This is a genomic window from Paenibacillus sp. FSL K6-3182, assembly GCF_037976325.1.
GTDB lineage: Bacteria > Bacillota > Bacilli > Paenibacillales > Paenibacillaceae > Pristimantibacillus.
In genome coordinates, this window is sequence record NZ_CP150265.1 from 581,780 (window position 1) to 603,931 (window position 22,152).

The window sequence follows — 22,152 nt, forward strand, 5'->3', positions numbered from 1 at the left end:
GATTTGAGAGAGGCTGCATGAATGAGGAAAATTGTGCATCACTTACATTATTAGATGACGATAGCTCTATTTAAAAATACGTTTACGTTTATTTTGTTTGTATTTATACCAGTAGCTGCCGTTCTCATCCTTGAAAATCCGAATTCCAAACCATTTCAATGGCGTTGATAGCTCAGTAAACATTAAATAACTAGACATGTCTATCGCCCTCATTTCACTTCTTTTTAGTTATAATACCAAACTTTAGGCTTATTGACTATATTGAAATAGGACTTTTATATCATTTATATTGATAATTGATGGATTATATTTCTTTATTTCTCAGTTAAAAATTTCAGTGCCGCCGGCTGCTTCACTTTTGCGAGCAAGCCGTTTTTTGGCATGCCTAATTTAGCACTCCTATGCTCGCATTTTGTTTGATTGTTTTTTTCAAGTATGATAGAGGGATAATAAATTGGAAGCTGGTTGCTTTACAGGAGGTGCAATTGAATATGTATAGACCTGCTAGATGGAAGCCGACTATTCTGTGGGGGCTATTATTAGTAGGGTGGCTCGGGCTTTTATTCCTATTTTCATCCCAAACCTATGAACAACAAAGTATTCAGCCGTTTTTGCGCAGTCACTTTACATACGATCAGCTAGTTAGATGGCTGCCGGATGTTACCCTTACCTATCGAACGAGCATCGTTAATTCACATGATCGGCCTTATAGCTTTATCGAATTTTTGTTTCGAAAGGGCGCACATTTGTTTGTGTATGCGACTTTTGCTGCGTTGATGTTTATGTTTCTGCGAGCATTGACCCGCGGACGCTGGTTCCTTTCCATTACACTTACACTGATGGTTGCTATTGCTGTCCCGGCTATGGATGAATGGAATCAATTAGGCTCTGACGAGCGTACGGGTAACGCGACTGATGTCGTTCTTGATTTTGTAGGTGGATGCGCGGGACTACTTATCTGCTTGTGTATTTTAGGATTGGTTAAGCTGTGGCGTTCAAGGTCACGGAATCGATCTCAATACCGCTTGTAGGTGTATTCCTTTAATGAAGGAGTACATATGCAAAACAATGCTTAACCTATCGACATGCCACCTTAATAGCTGGCGTTCAATATTGATGATAGAAGTTATTCTAATTAATCATTTTTAGCTTGCGGTCGGTGTGCGAAAATAGTTGCGGACAAAGCAGGCTGCTATCCATTATAATCGTCTTTGACATTATATAGATTCGGTAAATGTGGGGGAATTGCAGCTTGCAGCGCTATGAGGAATTAGATTCACTTAGGGGATTGGCGGCATTAGCCGTAATGATTGGTCATTTCTTATTGGTATTTGCACCAATTGCGCAAAATACGTCGGATCTCAGCTTTTTTGATTACCCGCTTAACCTGTTTAAATACACACCGCTGCATGCGATTTGGGGCGGTCATGAAGCGGTCATTATGTTTTTTCTGCTCAGCGGGTTTGTACTTTCCTTGCCGTTTTTCAGCAACCGCCAGCAATCCTATTCAAAATATGTAATTAAGCGGATTTGCCGTATTTACATTCCTTTTCTCGTCGCATTACTGATCGCCATATTAATGAGGGAAATCGTCTATGTATCGAAGCTGACGAATTTGACGAGCTATTATAACAATCTGTGGGTGATCCCCCCTAATGTGTCCTCAATCATTCATCATTTGCTGTTTGTAGGAAACTACAATACGACGAGGTATGATCCGATTTTGTGGACGCTCGTTCATGAAATGCGCATCTCGTTGTTGTTCCCGTTTATTATGTTCATCATTGTAAAAAGCAGCTGGAAGGTAGGGCTGCCGCTGGCACTTGTCTTATCCATTGGTGCTGAAATTATGCTTGAAAATTTTGAAACGAAATATATGACGAACTTTGTGATTTCGCTGCATTATGCCTCTTTCTTCATTATAGGGGCGCTGCTGGCCAAATATCAGAAAGAGCTGAAGTCAGCATTTTCACGGTTGCATGGTTGGCGGATCATGCTGATGCTGATTATCGGATTGTGCTTCTATTCGTTCAAATGGATCGGTTATGGCGAGGATTTCCATGACATGCTCATGCCGCACAGCGGTGATTGGATGACGGCTATCGGCGCTTCGATCTTTATTATTACAGCGCTATCATCCGTTCGTTTATCGAGGCAGCTGCAGCGAAAGCCGTTATTGTTTTTGGGGAAAATCTCATACAGTCTCTATTTGTATCATATGATTATCCTGCTGTCGCTCATCCATCTGCTGAATGGCGAGCTGGAAACAACGTTTATTGTGATACTCGCCTTTGTTGCTTCATTCGGAGCCGGGGCGCTAAGCTACTATTTCATAGAGCTGCCATCCATTCGGTTAGGCAAGTGGCTTACAGGCTGGGGCAAGAAGCAAAGTACAGCTGCTGTAAGCGGTAGTGATGTATCATCCGGTGCTTGATCAATAGGGCTTTAGGAAGGAACGGTTCCCTTAGTGGGAGCCGTTCCTTTTTTATGAGCAAGCAGGCAAGTGGACTGATGTCGAAGGGAAAGTCTGATATTCGGTGTAATGTTTTGGCGGGAATGCCCCCATCCTTACCCATGAGAAAATCGTTGTCTATATTTGCGCGGCGATATGCTCTCGTATTTGGCAAAACAAGAGGTGAAATAGGCAGCGTGATTAAAGCCGACCTGTTCTCCAATTCGGGCGATAGGCAGATCCGTTTGAAGCAGCAGCAGCTTTGCTTGTTCAATCCGGAAACGCATGAGGTAATCGAATGGCGCGCAGCCAAACTCTTTCTGCATGCATCTTGCGATATAAACGGGATGAAAGTTAATGCTGTCTCCCAGCTCCTGCGCGGTTATGCTATCACGATAATGCTCTCGCAAATAGGAAGCTGCCTGCTCTGCGCACAAAATAGAGGGAGAAGGCCCATCGGCTTCCATCGATGCGGATAAATGCTCGATAACCTCTTGGAATACAAGCTGCTGCTTCCATTTTACGCTGGGGATATGATCATTCATATTAAGCTGAACCAACTGGCGCAGCAGACTGTCCATCTTGGAGGGCTGCAGCAGTTTAGCAAACTGGGGAAGCTGTTTGGCAAAGGTTTGTGCCGTATAAATGTTGGTGTTGAGTATTCTAGATTTGGAACTGTCAGGCGGTACCTCAGGCATGGATTGATCTGTTATACTCCACATCCCAGTCGTCTGAAAATGAATCCAGTAATAAGCGGTCTGCTCCTCGCATGCACGCGTTGCGTAATGATGGGCATCCGGCCTGAGAATAAGCGCGTGCCCAGCGCTTACTTCATAATGCTGATCTTCTTCTCCCATGTATAAGCAGCCCCGCGTTACGACAAGCAAATCAAACACATTAATGTTGCATCTGCTTGGATGCTTGCGGCCAGAAGGGGCAACCGTATAACCCCCAATGATATAATGCGGAAGCGGTGGAATCGTCATATGAATGATGGTCATGTTAGGATTTTCTCCTTCAAAAATTGAAGTTTGAATCGTTATAGTTTCAGTTGTAAAAGTGATACATCAAGCTCAGTATAGCATCTATAATTTGATATGACGATTGATGATATGACAACGGATATGGCCGCTATTAGGCAGCCGATGCAGGAGGACAACAGGATGGCTTTATCTAACAAAAAGATTTCGCTCTGGATGCTGGCGTGGCCAATATTCATAGAGCTGTTTTTACAATTTTTGCTCGGTGCGGCGGACACGCTGATGGTGAGCCGGATATCGGATGATGCAGTAGCGGTAGTAGGCTTCTCTAACCAGCTGTTTCAAGCGTTGACGACTTTATTTATAACAGTCGCGAGTGGAGCGGGCATACTCATTGCACAAAAAATAGGCTCTAAAAATGGCGAGGATGCTCGCACAATCGCGATAATGGCGGTGAAAGTAAGTGCCATCATTGGGCTTTTGCTTAGCGGGCTGCTCATCCTCATTCCAGGCGAGATCGCTGCGGTGCTGCAGCTTCCAGAAAATTTGATTCCACTGGCAAAGACGTATATTTCGATAGTCGGCGGCGGAATGGTATTGATTGCATTGATGTCGGCGCTTAGCACATCGATTCGGAATACGGGAAATACAAAGGGACCTATGTATACAGCAATTGGTATGAACGTTGTGCATGTTTTTTTCAACTATGCGTTCATCTTCGGGGCATTCGGCTTTCCAAAATGGGGCTTGATGGGCGTAGCCATATCAACCGTGTTATGCCGCTTGCTCGCTACGATTGTGCTGTTCATCATGTTCCTTAGCTCTTTTGAACGTACGATTGCTCTTCGTGACTTTAATGTATTTAATCGTAAGCTGTTTGGCGAAATTCTTCGTATTGGATGGCCGCTTGGCGTGAATATGTCTTGCTGGGTGTTTACGCAGCTGCTTATTTTCACCTTTTTGGCTATTCTCGGCTCGAATGAGCTGGCGGCACGGACGTATATGAATACGTTGGAGTCCTTTTGCTTCATGCTTGGTTATTCGATTGCACTGGCAGTACAAATTCAGATTGCCCATCTATTTGGAGCAGGCAAGGTGAAAGAGGCGTACCATATCGCTTTCCGAGCGATGTGGATTGGACTTGCGGTGGTAACGGTTAACGCGTTTCTTATTTATTTGTTTGGCAAGCAGCTGCTAGGCATGTTTACTGAGAACAAAGAAATCGTAGCGCTAGGCGTGTCTCTGCTGGGGATGAATCTACTGCTGCAGCCGGGCAAAATGATCAATATGGCGCTCGGCAATTCATTAAATGCGGTAGGCGATACCCGGTTTACGATGTGGACTTCGGTATTCTCGATGTGGCTGATTGCGACGGGATTAGCTTATTTTGTGGGAATTCAACTTGGCTGGGGCTTGATCGGGATATATGCCTGCATGATCTTAGATGAGTACATCCGCGGAATATTGTCTTTAATTCGCTGGAGAGGCCAAAAGTTTCTGCGCAGAGCAGAGCGGGATGAAGCCGAAGCGAAGCGAAGTGCAGAGAGCGGCATTAGTGGAAAAACACATAAACAAACCGCGCTGGATATCTAATAAAAGCGTATAATAGAGGAAGGAATAGACAGCGGCTTCGCAAGTGAAGGCTGCTGTTTTCCGTATTCATGGCAAGGGAGCGATTAACGGATATGGCATCGATGGTTATTATGAATGAAAAAATACGCGCCTCCGAGGTGCACTTGACTGGTTTGCGAGGCGAGGATTTAGGCATTGTCTCGCGTGATGAAGCGCTGGCAAAAGCAAAGGAATTGAAAGTGGATTTGGTCTGCACCTCGCTTATGAGCAGCCCTCCGCCATGCAAGCTGGTAGCCAAAGGGCAAGCGAAGAAACAGGCTGACCAAGAGAAGCGCGGGGCAAAGGTAAAGGAGCAGCCTAGCAAAATAAAAGAGCTCCGCTTGACCGCGCATATAGAGGATCATGATTATGATACGAAGCTGCGGCAGGCAGCGAAGCTTCTTGGCTCAGGCAACGGCGTGCAGCTCGTTGTAAAAATTCAAGGCAAGGAAGGTCCCAAAGCGAAGGAGCTGCTGGAGCGTATGCTGAAGGATCTGGAGGGTAGCGGGAAGAAACAATCCGGTATACAAGTAAGCGGGAAGCAAGCAGCGGTGCAGGTGCTGCCTTTATAAAGGTATGTTGAAGGTGACAGGTAAGCAGCTATAAAGCCTTTCTGATGGCGGTGACAACAGGGGTTAACAGGAGGAGGCAACAGCTTTCTCCTAAAGCTGCATATAGGTTAGCTGATAGGGTGATTGATGTGAAGGCTTCTCGGTTTGCATCTATTTTCAAATATAAAATGTATGCGCTTACTCATTTGTGGTAGCTTAGTAAGTAGAATGGCAATCGTTCCATAATGATCATTAACGGGGTGAATCATTAATGAAGAAAACATTGCATACAGGACCGATCAAGCTGCCGAGGCTGCCAGACCCTAAGCTGTGGGTGAGCAAAGCACCTTTTGGGCTAGGACGCATTAAGCCGCATCATATTCGTGATACGCTCAAGGTAGCGTGGGATAACCGAGACAGCTTGCCGTATGCATATCGGATTTTGACGCAGGGTGTATGTGATGGCTGTGCGCTTGGCGTGTCCGGTTTATATGATCAGACGCTGGATGGCCCTCATATTTGTACGACGAGATTGAACGTCCTGCGGCTAAATACGATGCCTGCTATCAAAGCAGATGTGCTGCATGGCGATATTGAGGAGCTGCGAAAGCTCGATAGCACGCAATTGCGCAAGCTGGGAAGGCTGCCTCACCCCCTTATAAGAAGCAAGGGAGAAAGAAGCTTTCGCAGAATTTCGTGGGATGAGGCGCTGGACCGCATCGCTGCCAAAGCGAGGGTTATAGACCCGAAGCAAATGGCGTTTTATTTAACTGCGCGCGGGATAACGAATGAATCTTATTATGTGGCTGCAAAGGCGGCTCGGCTCATTGGGACAAATAATATTGACAACGCCTCCCGCATTTGCCATTCCCCATCCAAAACAGCGATGAAGCGCTCTATTGGGGTAGGTGCCTCTACCTGCAATTATAAGGACTGGATTGGTACGGATGTGCTCGTTTTTTGGGGCAGTGTGGCAGCGAACAATCAGCCTGTATCGACCAAGTATATGTACGCAGCTAAGCGCAAGGGTACCAAAATCATCGTGATCAACCCCTATCGCGAGCCGGCAATGGAGGGCTACTGGATACCTTCTATACCGGAATCAGCTCTCTTTGGCACGAAGCTGGCAGACGATTTCTATCAGGTGAATATCGGCGGAGACATTGCTTTCATGCACGGCGTCATGAAATGCTGGTTTGAGATGGAGGAGGAGCAGCCAGGCTCAGCGATTGATCATGCTTTTGTAAGCGCGCATACGAAGGGGTACGAGGAGCTGAGGGCTCATATTCAGCAGCAGGACTGGGAGCTGTTGGAGAAATCATCGGGGCTGACGAGAGAGCGGATGCAGGCTTTCGCTGCTTTGCTTGCCGAGGCGAAGTCAGGCGTATTCGTATGGAGCATGGGGCTGACGCAGCATCGATTCGGAACGGACAATATTTCGCAGGTTGCCAATCTTGCGCTGCTCCGAGGTTTTCTCGGGCGGGAGCATTGCGGCTTGATGCCGATTCGCGGCCATAGCGGCGTTCAAGGCTCAGGCGAAATGGGGGCTGACCCCTTTAGTCTGCCTGGCGGTGAGTTCAAAGGTGCGGATATCCGCCGTTTAGAGGAGCTTTGGGGCTTCAATCTGCCGGATTGGCAAGGGGACATTGTAGGCGTGTCGCTTGAAAATGCAATGTTGAAGGAGCATGCCGATCGTAAGCTGAAGCTGTTCTATACATCAGGCGGCAATTTTATCGAGACGATGCCTGATCCTGATTTTGTGAAGCGCTGCTTAGAGAGCGTCGAATTGCGGGTGCATCAGGATATCGTGCTGAACAGCTCGACACTTGTAGATGCGCAGGAGGAGGTTATCGTACTGCCTGCCATGACAAGGTATGAACAGCCAGGCGGAGGTACGTCAACCTCGACGGAGCGAATGGTTTATTTTTCGCCAACTATTGAAGGGCCGAGGATCGAAGAAGCGCGTGCGGAGTGGCAAATCTATGCGGATTTAGCTGCACGCATTAGGCCGGAGCTCAAAGCGGCTATCACGTTCAAAGATGCTGCTGCCGTGAGGGAAGAGATTGCGATGGCTTCACCTAACTATGAGGGCGTAGAGCTGCTGCGGAACCAAGGTGATGTATTCCAATGGGGCGGGGCATGGCTGTGCGAGGGTGGTTTTTGTCCAACTTCTGACGGGAAGGGCAGCCTGCTGCCCATTGAATTGCCAGAGCTGCGTATACCGGAAGGGCATTTCTATGCAACGACAAGGCGCGGAAAGCAGTTTAACTCTATGATTTATGGCGAGAAGGATGCTTTTAACGATGCAGGGCGTTACGACGTGCTGATGAATGAAGCGAATTTATCGGAGCTTGCGATCGCCGAAGGTGATGCGATTGTTGTATATAACCGAAGCGGGAGCTTCCATGGCAGGGCGAAACCAGCGGATATTGCGCCAGGCAATATCGAGTTGTATTGGCCCGAAGGAAATAGTCTATTTCCAAAAGGTGTATATGAGCCGTTTGCAGGCATACCAGAGTATAATGCTTCCGTTATCGTGGAAAAGGCTGAAACCTATCATGCCTTTAAGGATACCAAGTATATGGAGAAGCGGATTGTGGAGCTGGAAATCGAGCCGCCGGCGTAGAACTGCTGAGGTCATAATGATGCATAAGCAAGCTGAGTGTGGAAGGGGAGTATTCGAATGGATCTTTCGAACACGACAAAATGGCGCATACTCAAATACGATAGCAGTGGCCACTGGGAGAAGGATGACGATATCGCTGCGGAATATCCGCTAACTCTGAAGCTAGGCGGTGAGGAATTTGCTACGATGGTATGCTCGCCATCACATTTGCAGGAGCTGGTCATTGGTTTCCTCGCTTCCGAAGGGGTTATACGTGCTGCCGGTCAGGTGAAGTCGCTGCGGATCGAAGAGGATACGGGTTTTGCTTATGTTGAGCTAGAGCATAAGCATACGTTAAGTCAGGATCATTACGCGAAACGTTTTATCGGATCATGCTGCGGCAAGAGTCGTCAGTTTTATTTTCACAATGATATGCTGACGGCCAAAACGATCATGACCCGCACCAAAATATCGGCTGAGCAATGTATTCGCTTTATGCGCGAGCTTCAAGAGGCATCCTCGGAATTTCGCAGCACGGGCGGTGTTCATAATGCAGCCATTGGAACGCCATCGGAGCTGCTTGCTGTAAGAACGGATATTGGGCGCCACAATGCGCTTGATAAGCTGTTCGGCTATTGTTTGCTGCACCGTGTTCGGACTTCGGATAAAGTGATTGCATTCAGCGGCAGGCTCTCCTCGGAGGCGGTGCTGAAAGCGGCCAAAATCGGCTGCGGCATCATGCTCAGCAAGTCGGCGCCTACTGATCTTGCTCTTCGTTTGGCTGAGGATTTAGGCATTACCTGCGTCGGTTTTATTAGAGGCGGGGAGATGAATGTATACACCCATCATGACCGAATCGATTTCGGCGATGGATTGACAGCATGGTAGTGATTGTATATCATTTTAAATGAAAATGATTATCACCATGTGACAAGAAGGAGTTTATGATGCTTTTACGCTTTTTTTCCTACTACAAGCCTTACAAGAAGCTTTTTCTGCTTGATTTCTGTTGTGCAGTAGTGCTGGCGATTCTTGAGCTGTGCTTTCCATTGGCAGTCAGCTATGTAATAGATACGCTGTTGCCTGACGAGAACTGGGGGCTTATCGTTACTGCCTGTGCGATCTTGCTTCTGATTTATATTATTAATACGATTTTGTCCTATGTAGTCACCTATTGGGGACATATGCTTGGTATTAATATTGAGACGGACATGCGGAAGAAGCTGTTCGACCACGTACAGAAGCTGTCCTTCCGTTTCTTCGATAATACGAAGACCGGTCATCTGATCTCGCGTCTGACGAATGATTTATTTGAGATTGGCGAGGTTGCGCATCATGGTCCAGAGGATATGTTCATTGCTGCGATGACGCTCGTCGGAGCGTTCGGCATTATGGCGTATATTAATTTGGAGTTAGCCATTCTTACTTTTGTTATTGTGCCAATCATTATCTGGCTCGTTCTGATGTTCAACGGTAAAATGACGAAAGCTGCGAATCGGTTGTTCTCGGATATGGCCGATTTTAATGCTCGAGTAGAGGATACGGTTGGCGGGATTCGTGTTGTTCAAGCTTTCTCGAACGAAAGCCATGAGAAAAAGCTATTCAAGGTGAACAACCTGCGTTTCCGTGAAGCGAAGCTCATTTCTTACAAAATCATTGGTTTGAACTCTTCGATTACCTACATGCTGATGAGACTTGTATCTGTATTCGTATTGATTGCAGGCACTTGGTTCGTTATTAAAGGTGATCTGAAGTACGGCGAATTTATTAGTTTTGTTTTGCTTACGAACATCTTCTTTAAACCGATTGAAAAAATCAATGCAGTTATCGAAAGTTACCCAAAAGGCATTGCCGGCTTTAAACGTTATGTGCAGCTGCTGGAAACAGCACCTGATGTTGAGGATAAACCCAATGCGAGAGAGGTTAATCGTTTAAACGGGAATATTGAATATCGAAATGTTACGTTTGGTTATGAAGGCGAAGCGAAGGTGCTTCAAAATATCGATCTTACTATACGTGCAGGTGAGACAATTGCGTTCGTTGGACCTTCCGGCGCCGGCAAAACGACGCTTTGCAGCTTGCTGCCGCGATTCTATGAAATTGAAGGCGGAAGCATCTCCGTCGATGGCTATGATACTCGCGATTTGAAGCTGGATTCGCTCCGGAAGCAGATCGGTATCGTACAGCAGGATGTATTCCTGTTCGCAGGTACGATTAGAGAAAACATTAGTTACGGCAAGCTTGGCGCATCAGATACAGATATTTGGGAAGCCGCGCGCAGAGCGAAGCTGGAGGAATTCATCCACGCGCAGCCGGACGGACTGGAAACGGTAGTAGGCGAACGCGGCGTTAAGCTGTCTGGCGGACAGAAGCAGCGGCTTGCGATTGCGCGGATGTTCCTCAAAAACCCGCCTATCCTTATTCTCGATGAGGCGACTTCGGCACTCGACACTGAAACGGAAGCAGCAATCCAGCAGTCGCTGGCAGAGCTGTCCGTAGGCCGCACAACGCTTGTTATTGCACATCGCCTCGCTACGATCAAAAATGCGGATCGCATTGTTGTCGTAACGGAGCAAGGAATTACCGAGCAAGGCCGTCATGAAGAGCTTGTATCGGCGGGTGGCATTTACAGCCGCTTGCATAATGCACAGTTTGGCAATAGATAATCTGAATTTGAATGAAGGCTGCCGATATCGATGAATCGGCAGCCTTTTTTTTACTAACAATGCAGCCGAGGCTGTTTATCGCTAGCAACTAGAGTGAAATTGACAGGCACTACTAGGCATTAAATTCACCCATCACAAGCCCACTATCAACCCCACCCATCAACCCCACCCATTAAACCGAAGCATCCATTACAACTTACTCCGCTCCATGCTAAAGGAACTAATGGTTCGGTCTTGTTTAAATGGTATTCGCAGCGCCCGACAATACTTCTTGTTTCTCTTTCTCTGCTCCTGTTTTCCTTCTCTTATAAAACGACAAGAAGGCCGATGTAACGGCAATCGATAAAGCAGAGTACAATCCGCTTTTAATCGAAAATACGGATAGGCTAGTAAGGACAACTAGAAAATCGAAGGCGAAGTTGGTAATGCCAGCGTTGACGCCATGCTTTTTGTGCAAATAGATGGCTAGTATTGTCGCGCCGCCGAGTGAAGCACCGTTGCGGAACAAGGCAGTGATGCCCGCTCCGATGAATAATCCTCCGACGATCGCTCCGATTAGCGGCGGAATCGTAAAGGCAGGCAAGATATCGTTTATTGCACTTAATGAGGAGAGCAGCGCGATCGCACCAATAGTTTTGAAGGTAAAGGATTTGCCCATGTAAAAGTAGGAGAAAATTAGAAATGGAAGATTGAGCAATAAAAACAAATAGTGGAATGAGACTTGCAGCTGGGGTGATAAGCTTAAAGAGAGTCCCGCTGTTCCTCCAGTGACGATATGAGAATGCTTTAAAATAACTAATCCGCCGGCAGTAACGAAGCAGCCCGCTGCAATATGGAGCCATTTTCTGATATTTCCCTTCATTTTGTAATCCAATATGCGTAACATCTCACATGCACCGCCTGCTTAAGTTTGTTACTATAAGAATACAAAACAGCATCGATCGTATATATGATAAACAGAATGAAATTGATGTGAATTTATATAACATTGAACGAATTTTTGTTGTTTTTCCTGCAAAATGAAGGAGGTTGTGATCATGGATCAATTGGATCGAATGCTTCTCCAATTACTGCAGGAGGATGGCCGAATAACGGTGAGTGAGCTGTCCAAACGATTGTCTCTCAGCCGCCCCAGCATATCTGAGCGTCTGCTGCGTTTGCAGGAGAAAGGCATCATTACTGGATTCGGTGCTCGAGTATCGCCTGCTGCTATCGGCAGAAACATACAGGTCATTATTCAAATGAGCGAATTGAAAGTATTTCCGATGGAGTTTGAGAAGCGCATCATGAATGATGATGAGATTATAGAATGCCACCGGGTAACAGGAACGGTCAGCTATGTTCTGAAAGCAGCGATAACGGGGATGGATGATCTAAGCGAGCTTGTAGAGAGGCTTATGCCTTTCGGCAATGTCAATACTTCGGTCATTCTTTCCTCGCCTGTTATGAACAAAACCATACTGCCTAAGGAATAAACGATTAACGGAGTAAAGGGGACTTATAGGATGGAACAGACGAAGACATTAATTAAAGCGTACAATCAAGCCAGCTATCCGTTAATTGGTCATGGAAAGCGGAATGTACAAGTTCTGAAAGAAGCACTAGAACAGTGGGACGCAGAGCAGGATAGCGATATGTATGGCAATGGTGCGATTATTGAGAATTTTGAGGAAAAGATGGCTAAACAGCTAGGCAAAGAATCGGCTGTATTTTTCCCCAGCGGTACAATGGCTCAGCAAATTGCCCTTCGTATATGGTGTGACGAGAAAGGAAATAAGAAGGTCGGTTATCATCCTTTAAGCCATCTGGAGATTCACGAGAAAGACGGCATGAAAGAGCTGCATCATCTTGAAGCTGTGCTGCTGGCGGATGTAGAAAGGCCCGTCCTCCTTCATGATTTGATTGGTCTAGAGGAAAAAATCGCTTGTTTGCTGCTGGAGCTGCCGCAGCGCGAAATTGGCGGACAGTTGCCGGAATTTGCAGAGCTCAAGGCTATGTCGGCATTTTGCCGGGAGAGAGGAATTAAGCTTCATCTGGATGGTGCGAGGCTGTTCGAGATACTTCCGTATTATGAAAAGTCTGCTCAAGAGGTTTGCGCGCTCTTCGACAGTGTATATATTTCGTTCTATAAAGGAATTGGCGGTATTGCAGGAGCGATATTAGCCGGCGACCGCAGCTTTATAGAGGAATCGAAGATTTGGAAAAGACGCCACGGCGGTGATCTGATTAGCTTATATCCCTATATTATTGCTGCAGACTTTTACATGGAGCGGCGACTTCCGCATATGAAGAAGTACTACAAGGAAGCACAGGAGCTTGCGGCATTATATAACGGGAGCGAGGGCATGAAGACTATCCCGGAGGTGCCTATTTCCAATATGTTTCATGTTCACTCGACAGCACAGAAGGAGCAGCTTGAAACAATCCTAATCGATATCGCAGCGAAAACAGGCATAGGCTTGTCGCAGTCTGTGCGTGATAAAGGCGAGGATGGCTCCTATTTTGAGGTTAATATTGGCGATCGGTATGATGCGGCTCCTAAAGAAACGCTTTTTGAAGCATTTCGATTGCTGGACAATAAGCTGCAACAGAAAGGGGAGAGGGAATAGCATTAACACTTTTAACTCGATTATGTCTGCACAACATGCTAAGTTATAAATGGTGGAAAATGAGATAATATTTGATAAAACGTGGCAATCCATGATGTTAGCACATAATGTGAAATGACGCTAAAGAAGGAGTGATCCATTCTGAAAAAAATCATTTTACTAATTGTTTGCTGTTTCCTCGTATTTGGTGGTTCTTATGTCTACTCGAAAGCGAAGCCGCCTTTAACAGCACAGGCGTTCTCTTCAACAAACGATAGACAAATTGTTTTAGTGATAGTCGGCAATAAAAGTGTAGTTGGATCTATTGATATTAATGAGGTATTAATAAATGATGGCGCCGTGCCTGAGCGAGTCAAAATACAAGTTAGCAGCCCTGCTAAAGGTTTTATTGTAACCGACCGCTTCGATGAGACGGAAGAACAGGATTACTCATTTAAGGATCTGAATGAAGTGACCATTCCAACAGGAACATCCCCGCAGGCACAGACGGCCAAAGAGAATAAAGGCAAGGTCACAGATGCGGATCATACCTATGCTCTAACAATAGGGGATAAGCAAACGATTGAATCGATCACGATCAAATACAACCACCTCGGGATTTCGCATAAAATAACGATTTCGACGATAAAGGTTCAATGAGCTATACTACGTACAGCATAAAGAATGATTAACGAGGTTAGTTTTTGATGAGGCTAAACGATGGATAGCAATAGGGGTTCCAATTTATAAAATTGTATAGAGGAGGTATGTATTCATATGAAATATTCCTTTTGTGCAGGGGCGGCATCTGTGGGATGTATCATGTTGAGCTGCCTTTTATTGTTTTGGAACCCTTACACGGAAATACCGGTGAGTGATAAAACGATTCTTATCGTGTTTATGATGATGATCCTTCCAGCTTGCATAGGAATTTTAGCTGCCATTTTGAGAAACCGAATGTTAATGCTAGTGGTACTCATCTGGTCGCTGCCGTATGGCATTTATTTATCTGTAGCATCTATACCGAGTATTTGGAATCTCTATGCAGCGGTTCTCATTATATATGTCATTTCCCTAATAAGGAAAGAAACCGCATATAAAGGGGCATTATAAAGCAAAAAAAGACATGAAAGGACGAGACGAAACAATGGAGAAAGCAAATCAAAAAATTAAAACATTTTTTATGTTTGAAGGCAGAGCGGAGGAGGCTATGAACTTCTACACTTCATTATTCGATCAATCCGAAATCATAAGCATCCAGCGATACGGAGCAAATGAGACAGGCCCTGAAGGAACCGTAATGAAAGCTACATTTTCTCTAAAAGGACAACAGTTTATGTGTATCGATAGCGGCGTCAACCATGGCTTTACGTTTACACCTTCAATATCTTTGTTCGTTACCTGCGATACGGAAGAGGAAATAGATCAGGTTTTTGAAAGCCTATCACTTGAGGGCAGCATACTCATGCCGCTGGCCGCTTATCCGTTTAGTGAGAAGTTTGGCTGGGTTTCAGATAAGTTCGGCGTTTCATGGCAATTAAGTCTTGAGAAAAGCTGAAGCAGGCAAGAGAGATTCGAAGAGTGTAGAGCTGAAATTCAACCTATTCTGTACCCTGAACGATACATATGTGCACATTTTAATTCTGAAGTCATGTTTACTTTTGATTCACAGCTATTTAAATGAACATGGCATATTAACAGCCCTAAAGCGCTCGCTTTGGAGATTTACCACTTCGCAAATCCCAAATTCCCCGAAGATGTTGATGTTTTCATTCCAACTCATGAATAGTGCTGATGCAGAAGATAGTGGACATATTCCACCGTCTTCTGCATCTCGCTAGCGCAGCTTCAAGTTTGAAGCAGCTATAGCATCTCAACCTTTAGGTCAGGGAAACGACCTTGCAGATCTGCTAAACGATCTATTAGTGCTGCCTTATCAAATGGATATTTAAAAATGTCCGGATTCGGCTTAAAGGTAATGCTTGTGCCTGTTTCCTTCGTCATGCCTAAGACAAGCAGTTCACTTTGCGGTATGCCATGTTTAAAGTCTTGACGAAATACTTTTCCTTCACGGCGAACCTCTACAGAAAGCTGTTCAGACAAAGCGTTAACTACAGGCATGTTTATGCCTTTTAACCCTTCGGAAGCTACAACGGATGCGCTTTTATTGTAATGCCCAAGCTCCGTAAGCACGGTTTGTACTGGAGTTGTCTTCGACTGAGGGAAGGCTTGAATCGGAATGCCTCGACCATTATCAGAGACGGTAATACTTGTATCGCTGTGAAGTACGATACATAGCTCCGTACTATAGCCTGCTTGGTGCTCTAACACCGAGTTATCAATGACGGACCATAAAAGATGATTCGGATCGTACCCCTCTTTATTTTCGCCTAAATACTCTTCAACGTTATTTCTAGCCTCAGTAAGCTCCATATAATGGCTCGTATCGAGCAGATCAGTAATAGCGGTCAACAAAAGCAGCAGCGGAAGCGTTCGATGAGCAGGCAGAGAATACTTGCCACCACGTTCCTCTTGAACCAAAAGGTCAGCCCCGAGTAAGGCTTTGGTATGGTGGTAAAGCTGCCCCGTCGTTCCGAGGTTTAGTCGTTCTACGATATCTGAGCCGGAGAGAGGCTCCAGCAATACAGCAAGCAGGATGTCGAGCCTCTGCTTATTCCCGAGTGCTGCCAAAACTTTTGCTGCTTTATCGGTGTCAAGACCAAGTAAGTGATGGACTTCTTGCTGCCTAGGGTCCCACCTGAAGCCATTGTGCCCGCGATATTGCCCGGAATAAAAGAGGCTGCCTAAATCATGTGGGGCTTCATCATTTAATGAGTTCTCATTTACATTCATGGTTAATGCTTGTTTTGGAGAAGGACGAGTATTAATGAACTGAGTTAACATTTGTTTGAGCTCGTTCATCTCTTTGGTAAGTAAATCAAGCTCAGTACCGTAGTCTCTAGAAGCTGACAAATAGCATCACCTCTTAATATTATTGTTTTACGTAATTACGTTATACGATAAATTTAACATAAGTTCAGTCAATTGTAAACATAGCCCAAAAACTTTGTGGTACGATGAAGAAATATTTTAATAGCAGGCCTAACACTTAAGGGGGTAAGGGATTGTTTTCGAAAAAGAGGCATGTGAGGATAGATTGGGAATGCTCCATTGAGGACGAAACAGATGCTCGCGTCAGTGTTTATGTCACATTTCCAGATTACTCCCGGTGGGTAGCTAATTTTTATACGGTAAAATGTATCGAATCCATCCGCAACGATCATTTAAGCAGCAGGGACAATACGTTCGTCTGGTCAGAAGAAAATTTGATTATTGTCGATAAAGTAAGTCGAGCACATATTGAGAAAATTATTGATGAGAGTCTTGAACAGAATACATTCGAGTATTTATTTAAATATTTTGGCTGGGTTCATGCACCGAATGTTAGACAATATCCTGACGGTTTCTTCGAAAACGAGCCAATGACTAACTCTGATATCGTAATGCGTCAAGCAGGAAGACTATACGAAATGCTGGAGCATGCCAGCGACGAATTGAAGGACAATATAAAGCGTTTTTTGTTTGATGATCGTAAGGTGCGGATTGAGCATCTTGAGTTGATACCCAAACTTGAAGTTAAGTCTATGATTGTGGCTCAGGCAGAGCTTGAGGGTCGTGACATGAAGCGCGAGTGGGAGGACGTTTTTGCAGAGGGTTTGGATGCTCAAGATAAGACGAACATTTATATGGAACAATATTTATGGCATGTTTTCAGCTATGCAAAAATACCATGCTTAAGCGATGAACAAGCGGTCGAAGCATTCCGTAATGAGCCTAAAAAGGCATGTTATGTCTTCTATCAGCAGCATGATTTAGTGTTGCTGATAGAAGATGCAGCGCGTTTAATGCCTGAGGATGTGGAAGGCGAGCAGGACATCTATATTGTAGATGAGCATTTTAAGTGGACCTATGTGATAACCCATGAGTCTGAATTAGGGCCTTATTTTGTTAAGGCACAGTATACTCGCTAATCGTTACTCCAGGATTGGAGCCGTATTTCATGGTTTCGCCAGAGATCGAAATTTCCTTTACTTCATTGCCCAGTTCATCTACTAATACATGCCTAATGCCTCGCACAGGTCGAGGACTGGAGGTTTTATAGATACCATTTTCCGGAATATTAATGACTTCATATCCTTTTTTCTTAGAGATAGGCGGAGAGCTTGAATCGCCAAAATGAATGACAACAGTGCCGTGAAAGCTTTGCGGAATGTGATGGATAACTGGTCTGCTTTTCTCAACCTCTGAGACCAGCATGTTGATCGGCAGGTATATGATTACAAGTGAAGCAAGCAAGAAAATGAGATATCCCTTCTCTTTTATAGCAATAAGAGAACCTACAGAGAATACGATTGCAGAGCTGGCAAATAGTAAAATAAACAGTCCGAACTCAGGAGAAAAGAGATTCTGTATTCCCCATATTCCTAAGCCCATCATAACGGTAACGGAAGCTGCGGCAATGATACTTAGAACAATTAGCAGGGCAGTGCGCAGAAAAATAGCCGACTTTCTCCATCGGAACATCAGGGTGTAAAACGGGAGAATAAGGAATAGATACGAAGGAAGCGTCCAGCCGATAAGCTTGCTCGAATCACTTCCGAGGGTCTGATCGTACACGAGCGCCAAATAACCTAAATAAGCGAGTATGCCTGCAAAATAGCTGGCTATAGCAACTAAAACGTAAAACAGCTTTTGTTTCATGGGGACAACACCTCTTCTGTGAGTATGGAAGCTCTGTACCCCTAAAGCATAACGTTATACCGAATATCGCAATAGTTCTATCTTTTGTAGTACCGACCTCACGAAGCGCTTGTAGCAAGTACATCTCCAATAATTATTAGCCGCAAATAAGGAGGAAGTAACATGAAACGTATCCTTTCAGGAATAAAACCAAGTGGGGAGCTTAATATAGGCGGTTATGGAGGTGCCTTGCATCAATTTGTGAAAATGCAGCATGACTTTGAGTGCTTTTTCTTTGTACCGGATCTTCATGCGGTGACTGTTCCTCAGGACCCGAAAGAATTGTTTCAGCGTTCAAAGGACATTGCGGCATTTTATATTGCTGCAGGAATTGATCCTAAAAAGGCGACGATTTTTATACAATCGCATGTGCCTGCTCATGTCGAGCTGGGATGGATAATGGAGACTCAGGTTCACTTTGGAGAGCTGAGCAGAATGACGCAGTTCAAAGAGAAATCAGATGGGAAAGATTCTGTCAGCTCTGCTTTGTTTACGTACCCTGCCTTGATGGCAGCGGACATTCTCCTCTATCAAGCGACTCATGTTCCTGTCGGGGAGGATCAGAAGCAGCATTTAGAGATGACTAGAGATTTAGCTGCGCGATTTAATAGTCGTTTTGAAAAAACATTTGTAATTCCTGAACCAATCATCCCCACTATTGGCTCCCGTATTATGGGGCTTGATGATCCAACTAAAAAAATGAGTAAGAGTAACCCCAATAAAAATAGCTACGTGCTGCTACTTGACTCGCCAGCTGATATTCGTAAAAAACTCGCAAGAGCTGTTACCGATTCAGAAATGTCTGTGCGATATGATTGGGACAATAAACCTGCGGTCAGTAATTTGATCGAGATCTATGCGGTGTTCTCAGGAGAGTCCACCGAGACGATTGAAAGGCGTTACGAGGGCCAAGGATATGGCGGGTTTAAGAAGGATTTAGCCGAGGTTGTCGTCGAGAAGCTAGTACCTATACAAGAGAGATATAGAGATATTATCGATTCAGATGAGCTGATCCGTATCCTTAAAGAAGGAGCGATGAGAGCCTCGGAAACGGCTCAAATAACGCTTGTTCAAGCGAAACGTGCCATGGGATTCGTAACTTTTTAACAGAGCAGGCTGGGATTACTGATAGAAATCATAATGAACAGGAAAATCTCCAGCTAATTTTGCGATTATGCCCGTATATTCTGAATTAGAAGGAATTTGTACCGTTAAATCAATGGAAATGGGCAGTTTCCTAAAATATTGCCTAGATTAGCGGGAGAATTTCCTGTTAACTTGGTTTTTATCTGAGAAGAGGGAATTATAGCAGGAGAAATTCCGGTTAGATTGTTTCTCTAGGAGCCTATAAGGCAGGATGCCGTCAAGAATGAGTGGATTGGGATGAGTGAGTCACCAATACAGTAATAAAAAACGGTCAATCCCGCCTCTGCAGTGGGATTGACCGTTTTTTCATTTGTATCTGAGCGGCTTACACTTCTTTGCGAGTGAAATAAAGTAGGCCAATTGCAAAGAACAAAACAAAGCTGCTCGTTATCGTAATGAGCAAGTTTTCTAAAGGGAGCGCAAAGGCGCCGAAATTGTCGCCTTCGAAGCTTAGCATCGCGAGCATTGGTTGTGCCCATGGGTAGAAGGGCGCGAAGCGTTCAGAATTAACGATAAGCATATTAGGCAGCGTAAGCATCACATTAATGACGAGTGGAGCGGCAAAGCTGCTCCAGCTTACAGATACGAGCAGTTGCAGCGCGGCAAGCGGGAGACAGGCAAGCCAGCCGCTGCCAACTCCTTTCAGGAGCATTGCCCACGGAAGCGGGCCGTCGATGCCTTGATAGGTCGCTGCAATAATAACTGCTCCTAGAAACAAAAGCTGCGTTATGGCAAGGAGAACAGCAACTACACTGAATTTGGCGAAGTAGAGTCCGATTCTAGACACAGGCAGCGTAAGCAGCTGCTTCCAGCCTCCTCCTACATGCTCGTATCTGCATACGAAAGCGGACAGAATGCCCGTTAATATTGGTAAGAACAGCATAGCATGGAACGAAGCCATCGAAGCAATGAGTAAGGCATATTGTGCGGACGCATCCGGCGAATCAAACGATATTAACATGCCAAGAGCAAGTGACAGCAGCGAGCTGAGCGGGATGAGTATCCAAATAAACGTTTTGAATAACTTAATCCGTTCCGCAGCGACTAAACGCAGGAAACCAATCATTTCAATTCACATCCTTTTTGATGAAATGAAAGGCGCCAACAAGTAGAAGGATGCACCCGAGCAGAAAGCCTCCACCAACGAATAGCTCTCGCTGCGGATCCATATAACCTAGCATCGGCCAGTTTAACGGCAGCAGCTTTGACCAATTCTTTGAAATCAGACCTGTGAATATGGAGCTGATCGCGATCAACACGCCAAACGTAATAGGAATGGCTTGATTTTTCATGGTCATGCAAAGCCATACAAACAGCGCAAGCGCCGGGAGCGATGCGATAAACGGCAGGAAGCATAGCCGCAAAATATCGATTACTGGCATCTCTTTAAGCCCGAATCGCAACGATAAACCAAGCGCAGCGGTTCCTATAGCCAGCAAAACACATGATGAGAGCAGCAACAGGAAGCTTAATGCGAATTTGGAGCGGAACACGGCACCCTTGGAAATCGGAAGGGCGAGCAGCTGCTTCCATGCGTTTGTGTTATGTTCGATATTTGCTAACAGGGAAGAGACAAGTGTCACTCCAAGAAATAGCGAGATTGGAACAAATATTTGGATGTCCTGAAGCAAGACCTCCCAGAGTCTCCCTGCATATCTGTTCGTTAAATAATCATAACGAAGTCCGTAATTAAGAGCTTGCATAGCGATCAATCCGATAGGGCCAATAAAGATAAGAAACCATAGCCCCTTGCCGCGTATTTTCAAAAAATCAGCTGAAAGTGCTTTGAGCATCATAGCTTACCCTCCCCGACAATTTGCAGGAAGAGATCCTCCAGTGATTTACGTTTCTCCTCGACTCGGTAAATAGAGTGGTCTCGCTCTACGAGATTTTTGACAATGCGTGCAAGGGCAGGGTTATCGGTATGCTCCAGCATAATGGCGGAGCCATTTTGTACAGCGCCCACACCTTGCCGCTGCAAGGCAGCAAGTGCTAGCTCTGGCTCGGACACGACCAGCGATATTGTACCTTGTGCCTGTTCATGCAAATGGCTAATCGTATCTTGGAAGACGAGCTCCCCCTGACGAATAATACCGACGGTTCCTGCTGTAAGCTCAACCTCGCTTAACAAATGACTGGATATAAGGACGGTAATGCCGTGCTGCTTAGGCATTTCTTTAATTAATTCACGAATTTCCAATATGCCGGATGGATCTAGTCCATTTGTCGGCTCGTCGAGCAGCAGCAGCTCCGGGCTGCCCAGCAATGCGCTTGCGATACCTAGTCGCTGCTTCATTCCAAGCGAGAAGCCTTTCACTGGACGCCTCGCTTCCTTGGCCAGTCCAACGATGTCGAGCACTTCAGCAATTTTGGATACAGGAGCACCGAGTATACGGCGAATAGCTTCTAGGTTGTCGACGGCGCTTAAATGGCCATAGTACGAAGGGTATTCAACGAGCGAGCCGACTCGGCGCAATATAGATAACCTTTCCTTGTTCAAAGATTTCCCGAAAATATGAACCGATCCTCCCGAGGGCTGGATTAACCCGAGCAGCATGCGGATTGTCGTCGTTTTACCAGCGCCGTTCGGTCCAAGGAAGCCATAAATATCACCTTTTGCAATTTTTAAATTCAGATTGGACACCGCATAACGCCCTTTATAACGTTTGCTTAGCCCTTTCGTTTCGATTACCCATTCATTCACGTTAATCACCTCATTACTTACATTAACGGGTGAAGGTTAAACGAAGAGC

General features: G+C 45.4%; 21 protein-coding genes. 14 read left to right on the forward strand and 7 right to left on the reverse strand.

The window, feature by feature from the left end:
- Nucleotides 1-491 precede the first annotated feature (491 nt).
- Both MHH56_RS02595 and MHH56_RS02600 read left to right on the forward strand, forming a co-directional pair.
- Nucleotides 492-1,031, forward strand: a complete 540-nt coding sequence (locus MHH56_RS02595) for a VanZ family protein (RefSeq protein WP_339206420.1) — start codon at nt 492-494, stop codon at nt 1,029-1,031.
- 221 nt (nt 1,032-1,252) lie between these two features.
- The gene (locus MHH56_RS02600) at nt 1,253-2,434 is read left to right on the forward strand and encodes an acyltransferase (RefSeq protein ID WP_339206422.1); all 1,182 of its coding nucleotides are present in this window, start codon (nt 1,253-1,255) and stop codon (nt 2,432-2,434) included.
- Nucleotides 2,435-2,568: 134 nt separating this feature from the next.
- Here MHH56_RS02600 and MHH56_RS02605 read toward each other — a convergent pair whose 3' ends face one another.
- Nucleotides 2,569-3,453, reverse strand: a complete 885-nt coding sequence (locus MHH56_RS02605) for a helix-turn-helix domain-containing protein (protein ID WP_339206425.1) — start codon at nt 3,451-3,453, stop codon at nt 2,569-2,571.
- A 162-nt stretch (nt 3,454-3,615) separates the two neighbouring features.
- On the opposite strand from MHH56_RS02605, the gene MHH56_RS02610 reads away from it, so the two are divergent.
- From MHH56_RS02610 to MHH56_RS02630, 5 genes are all read left to right on the forward strand, one after another.
- Nucleotides 3,616-5,025, forward strand: coding sequence for an MATE family efflux transporter (locus MHH56_RS02610; RefSeq protein WP_076268448.1), 1,410 nt, complete (start codon nt 3,616-3,618; stop codon nt 5,023-5,025).
- A gap of 101 nt (nt 5,026-5,126) precedes the next feature.
- Nucleotides 5,127-5,615 carry a translation initiation factor IF-3 gene (gene infC, locus MHH56_RS02615; protein WP_339209473.1) on the forward strand — a complete coding sequence of 163 codons (489 nt, stop codon included), beginning with the start codon at nt 5,127-5,129 and terminating at the stop codon, nt 5,613-5,615.
- Nucleotides 5,616-5,865: 250 nt separating this feature from the next.
- Nucleotides 5,866-8,220, forward strand: coding sequence for an FdhF/YdeP family oxidoreductase (locus MHH56_RS02620; protein ID WP_339206428.1), 2,355 nt, complete (start codon nt 5,866-5,868; stop codon nt 8,218-8,220).
- A 57-nt stretch (nt 8,221-8,277) separates the two neighbouring features.
- Nucleotides 8,278-9,087: a formate dehydrogenase accessory sulfurtransferase FdhD gene (gene fdhD / locus MHH56_RS02625; protein ID WP_339206430.1), complete on the forward strand. Its 810-nt coding sequence runs from the start codon at nt 8,278-8,280 to the stop codon at nt 9,085-9,087.
- Nucleotides 9,088-9,146: 59 nt separating this feature from the next.
- Nucleotides 9,147-10,865 (forward strand): ABC transporter ATP-binding protein, encoded by a 1,719-nt coding sequence (locus tag MHH56_RS02630; protein WP_339209474.1) that lies wholly within the window; start codon nt 9,147-9,149, stop codon nt 10,863-10,865.
- A gap of 238 nt (nt 10,866-11,103) precedes the next feature.
- Here the strand turns inward: MHH56_RS02630 and MHH56_RS02635 are convergent, their stop codons facing one another.
- Entirely contained in the window at nt 11,104-11,751 is a 648-nt protein-coding gene (locus MHH56_RS02635) for a YitT family protein (RefSeq protein WP_339206432.1), read from the reverse strand.
- A 151-nt stretch (nt 11,752-11,902) separates the two neighbouring features.
- On the opposite strand from MHH56_RS02635, the gene MHH56_RS02640 reads away from it, so the two are divergent.
- The 5 genes from MHH56_RS02640 to MHH56_RS02660 all read left to right on the forward strand — a co-directional run bounded on the left by MHH56_RS02640 (nt 11,903) and on the right by MHH56_RS02660 (nt 15,011).
- Complete coding sequence (locus MHH56_RS02640; protein ID WP_339206433.1) at nt 11,903-12,340, forward strand: Lrp/AsnC family transcriptional regulator; 438 nt, start codon at nt 11,903-11,905, stop codon at nt 12,338-12,340.
- A gap of 30 nt (nt 12,341-12,370) precedes the next feature.
- The gene (locus tag MHH56_RS02645; protein WP_339206435.1) at nt 12,371-13,474 is read left to right on the forward strand and encodes a beta-eliminating lyase-related protein; all 1,104 of its coding nucleotides are present in this window, start codon (nt 12,371-12,373) and stop codon (nt 13,472-13,474) included.
- A 270-nt stretch (nt 13,475-13,744) separates the two neighbouring features.
- Nucleotides 13,745-14,113, forward strand: coding sequence for a hypothetical protein (locus tag MHH56_RS02650; RefSeq protein ID WP_339206436.1), 369 nt, complete (start codon nt 13,745-13,747; stop codon nt 14,111-14,113).
- A 117-nt stretch (nt 14,114-14,230) separates the two neighbouring features.
- Nucleotides 14,231-14,566, forward strand: coding sequence for a hypothetical protein (locus tag MHH56_RS02655; protein ID WP_339206438.1), 336 nt, complete (start codon nt 14,231-14,233; stop codon nt 14,564-14,566).
- A 34-nt stretch (nt 14,567-14,600) separates the two neighbouring features.
- Nucleotides 14,601-15,011 carry a VOC family protein gene (locus MHH56_RS02660; protein ID WP_339206440.1) on the forward strand — a complete coding sequence of 137 codons (411 nt, stop codon included), beginning with the start codon at nt 14,601-14,603 and terminating at the stop codon, nt 15,009-15,011.
- A gap of 305 nt (nt 15,012-15,316) precedes the next feature.
- Here MHH56_RS02660 and MHH56_RS02665 read toward each other — a convergent pair whose 3' ends face one another.
- Nucleotides 15,317-16,426, reverse strand: a complete 1,110-nt coding sequence (locus tag MHH56_RS02665) for an ATP-binding protein (RefSeq protein WP_339206442.1) — start codon at nt 16,424-16,426, stop codon at nt 15,317-15,319.
- Between the two features lie 152 nt (nt 16,427-16,578).
- On the opposite strand from MHH56_RS02665, the gene MHH56_RS02670 reads away from it, so the two are divergent.
- Nucleotides 16,579-17,484, forward strand: a complete 906-nt coding sequence (locus MHH56_RS02670) for a DUF4275 family protein (RefSeq protein ID WP_339206444.1) — start codon at nt 16,579-16,581, stop codon at nt 17,482-17,484.
- Here MHH56_RS02670 and MHH56_RS02675 read toward each other — a convergent pair.
- Nucleotides 17,462-18,214 (reverse strand): hypothetical protein, encoded by a 753-nt coding sequence (locus MHH56_RS02675; protein ID WP_339206446.1) that lies wholly within the window; start codon nt 18,212-18,214, stop codon nt 17,462-17,464. The genes MHH56_RS02670 and MHH56_RS02675 overlap by 23 nt on opposite strands.
- A gap of 162 nt (nt 18,215-18,376) precedes the next feature.
- On the opposite strand from MHH56_RS02675, the gene trpS reads away from it, so the two are divergent.
- Nucleotides 18,377-19,360: a tryptophan--tRNA ligase gene (gene trpS / locus MHH56_RS02680; RefSeq protein ID WP_339206448.1), complete on the forward strand. Its 984-nt coding sequence runs from the start codon at nt 18,377-18,379 to the stop codon at nt 19,358-19,360.
- A gap of 364 nt (nt 19,361-19,724) precedes the next feature.
- Here the strand turns inward: trpS and MHH56_RS02685 are convergent, their stop codons facing one another.
- Genes MHH56_RS02685 through MHH56_RS02695 form a run of 3 tightly spaced genes read right to left on the reverse strand, consistent with a single transcriptional unit; the run spans nt 19,725 to nt 22,103 of the window.
- Nucleotides 19,725-20,465 carry an ABC transporter permease gene (locus MHH56_RS02685; protein WP_339206449.1) on the reverse strand — a complete coding sequence of 247 codons (741 nt, stop codon included), beginning with the start codon at nt 20,463-20,465 and terminating at the stop codon, nt 19,725-19,727.
- A 1-nt stretch (nt 20,466) separates the two neighbouring features.
- A complete protein-coding gene (locus MHH56_RS02690) occupies nt 20,467-21,195 on the reverse strand; it encodes an ABC transporter permease (protein WP_339206450.1) in 729 nt (242 codons plus the stop codon).
- Nucleotides 21,192-22,103: an ATP-binding cassette domain-containing protein gene (locus MHH56_RS02695; protein ID WP_339206451.1), complete on the reverse strand. Its 912-nt coding sequence runs from the start codon at nt 22,101-22,103 to the stop codon at nt 21,192-21,194. The genes MHH56_RS02690 and MHH56_RS02695 overlap by 4 nt, the downstream gene beginning before the upstream one ends.
- Nucleotides 22,104-22,152: the final 49 nt, after the last annotated feature.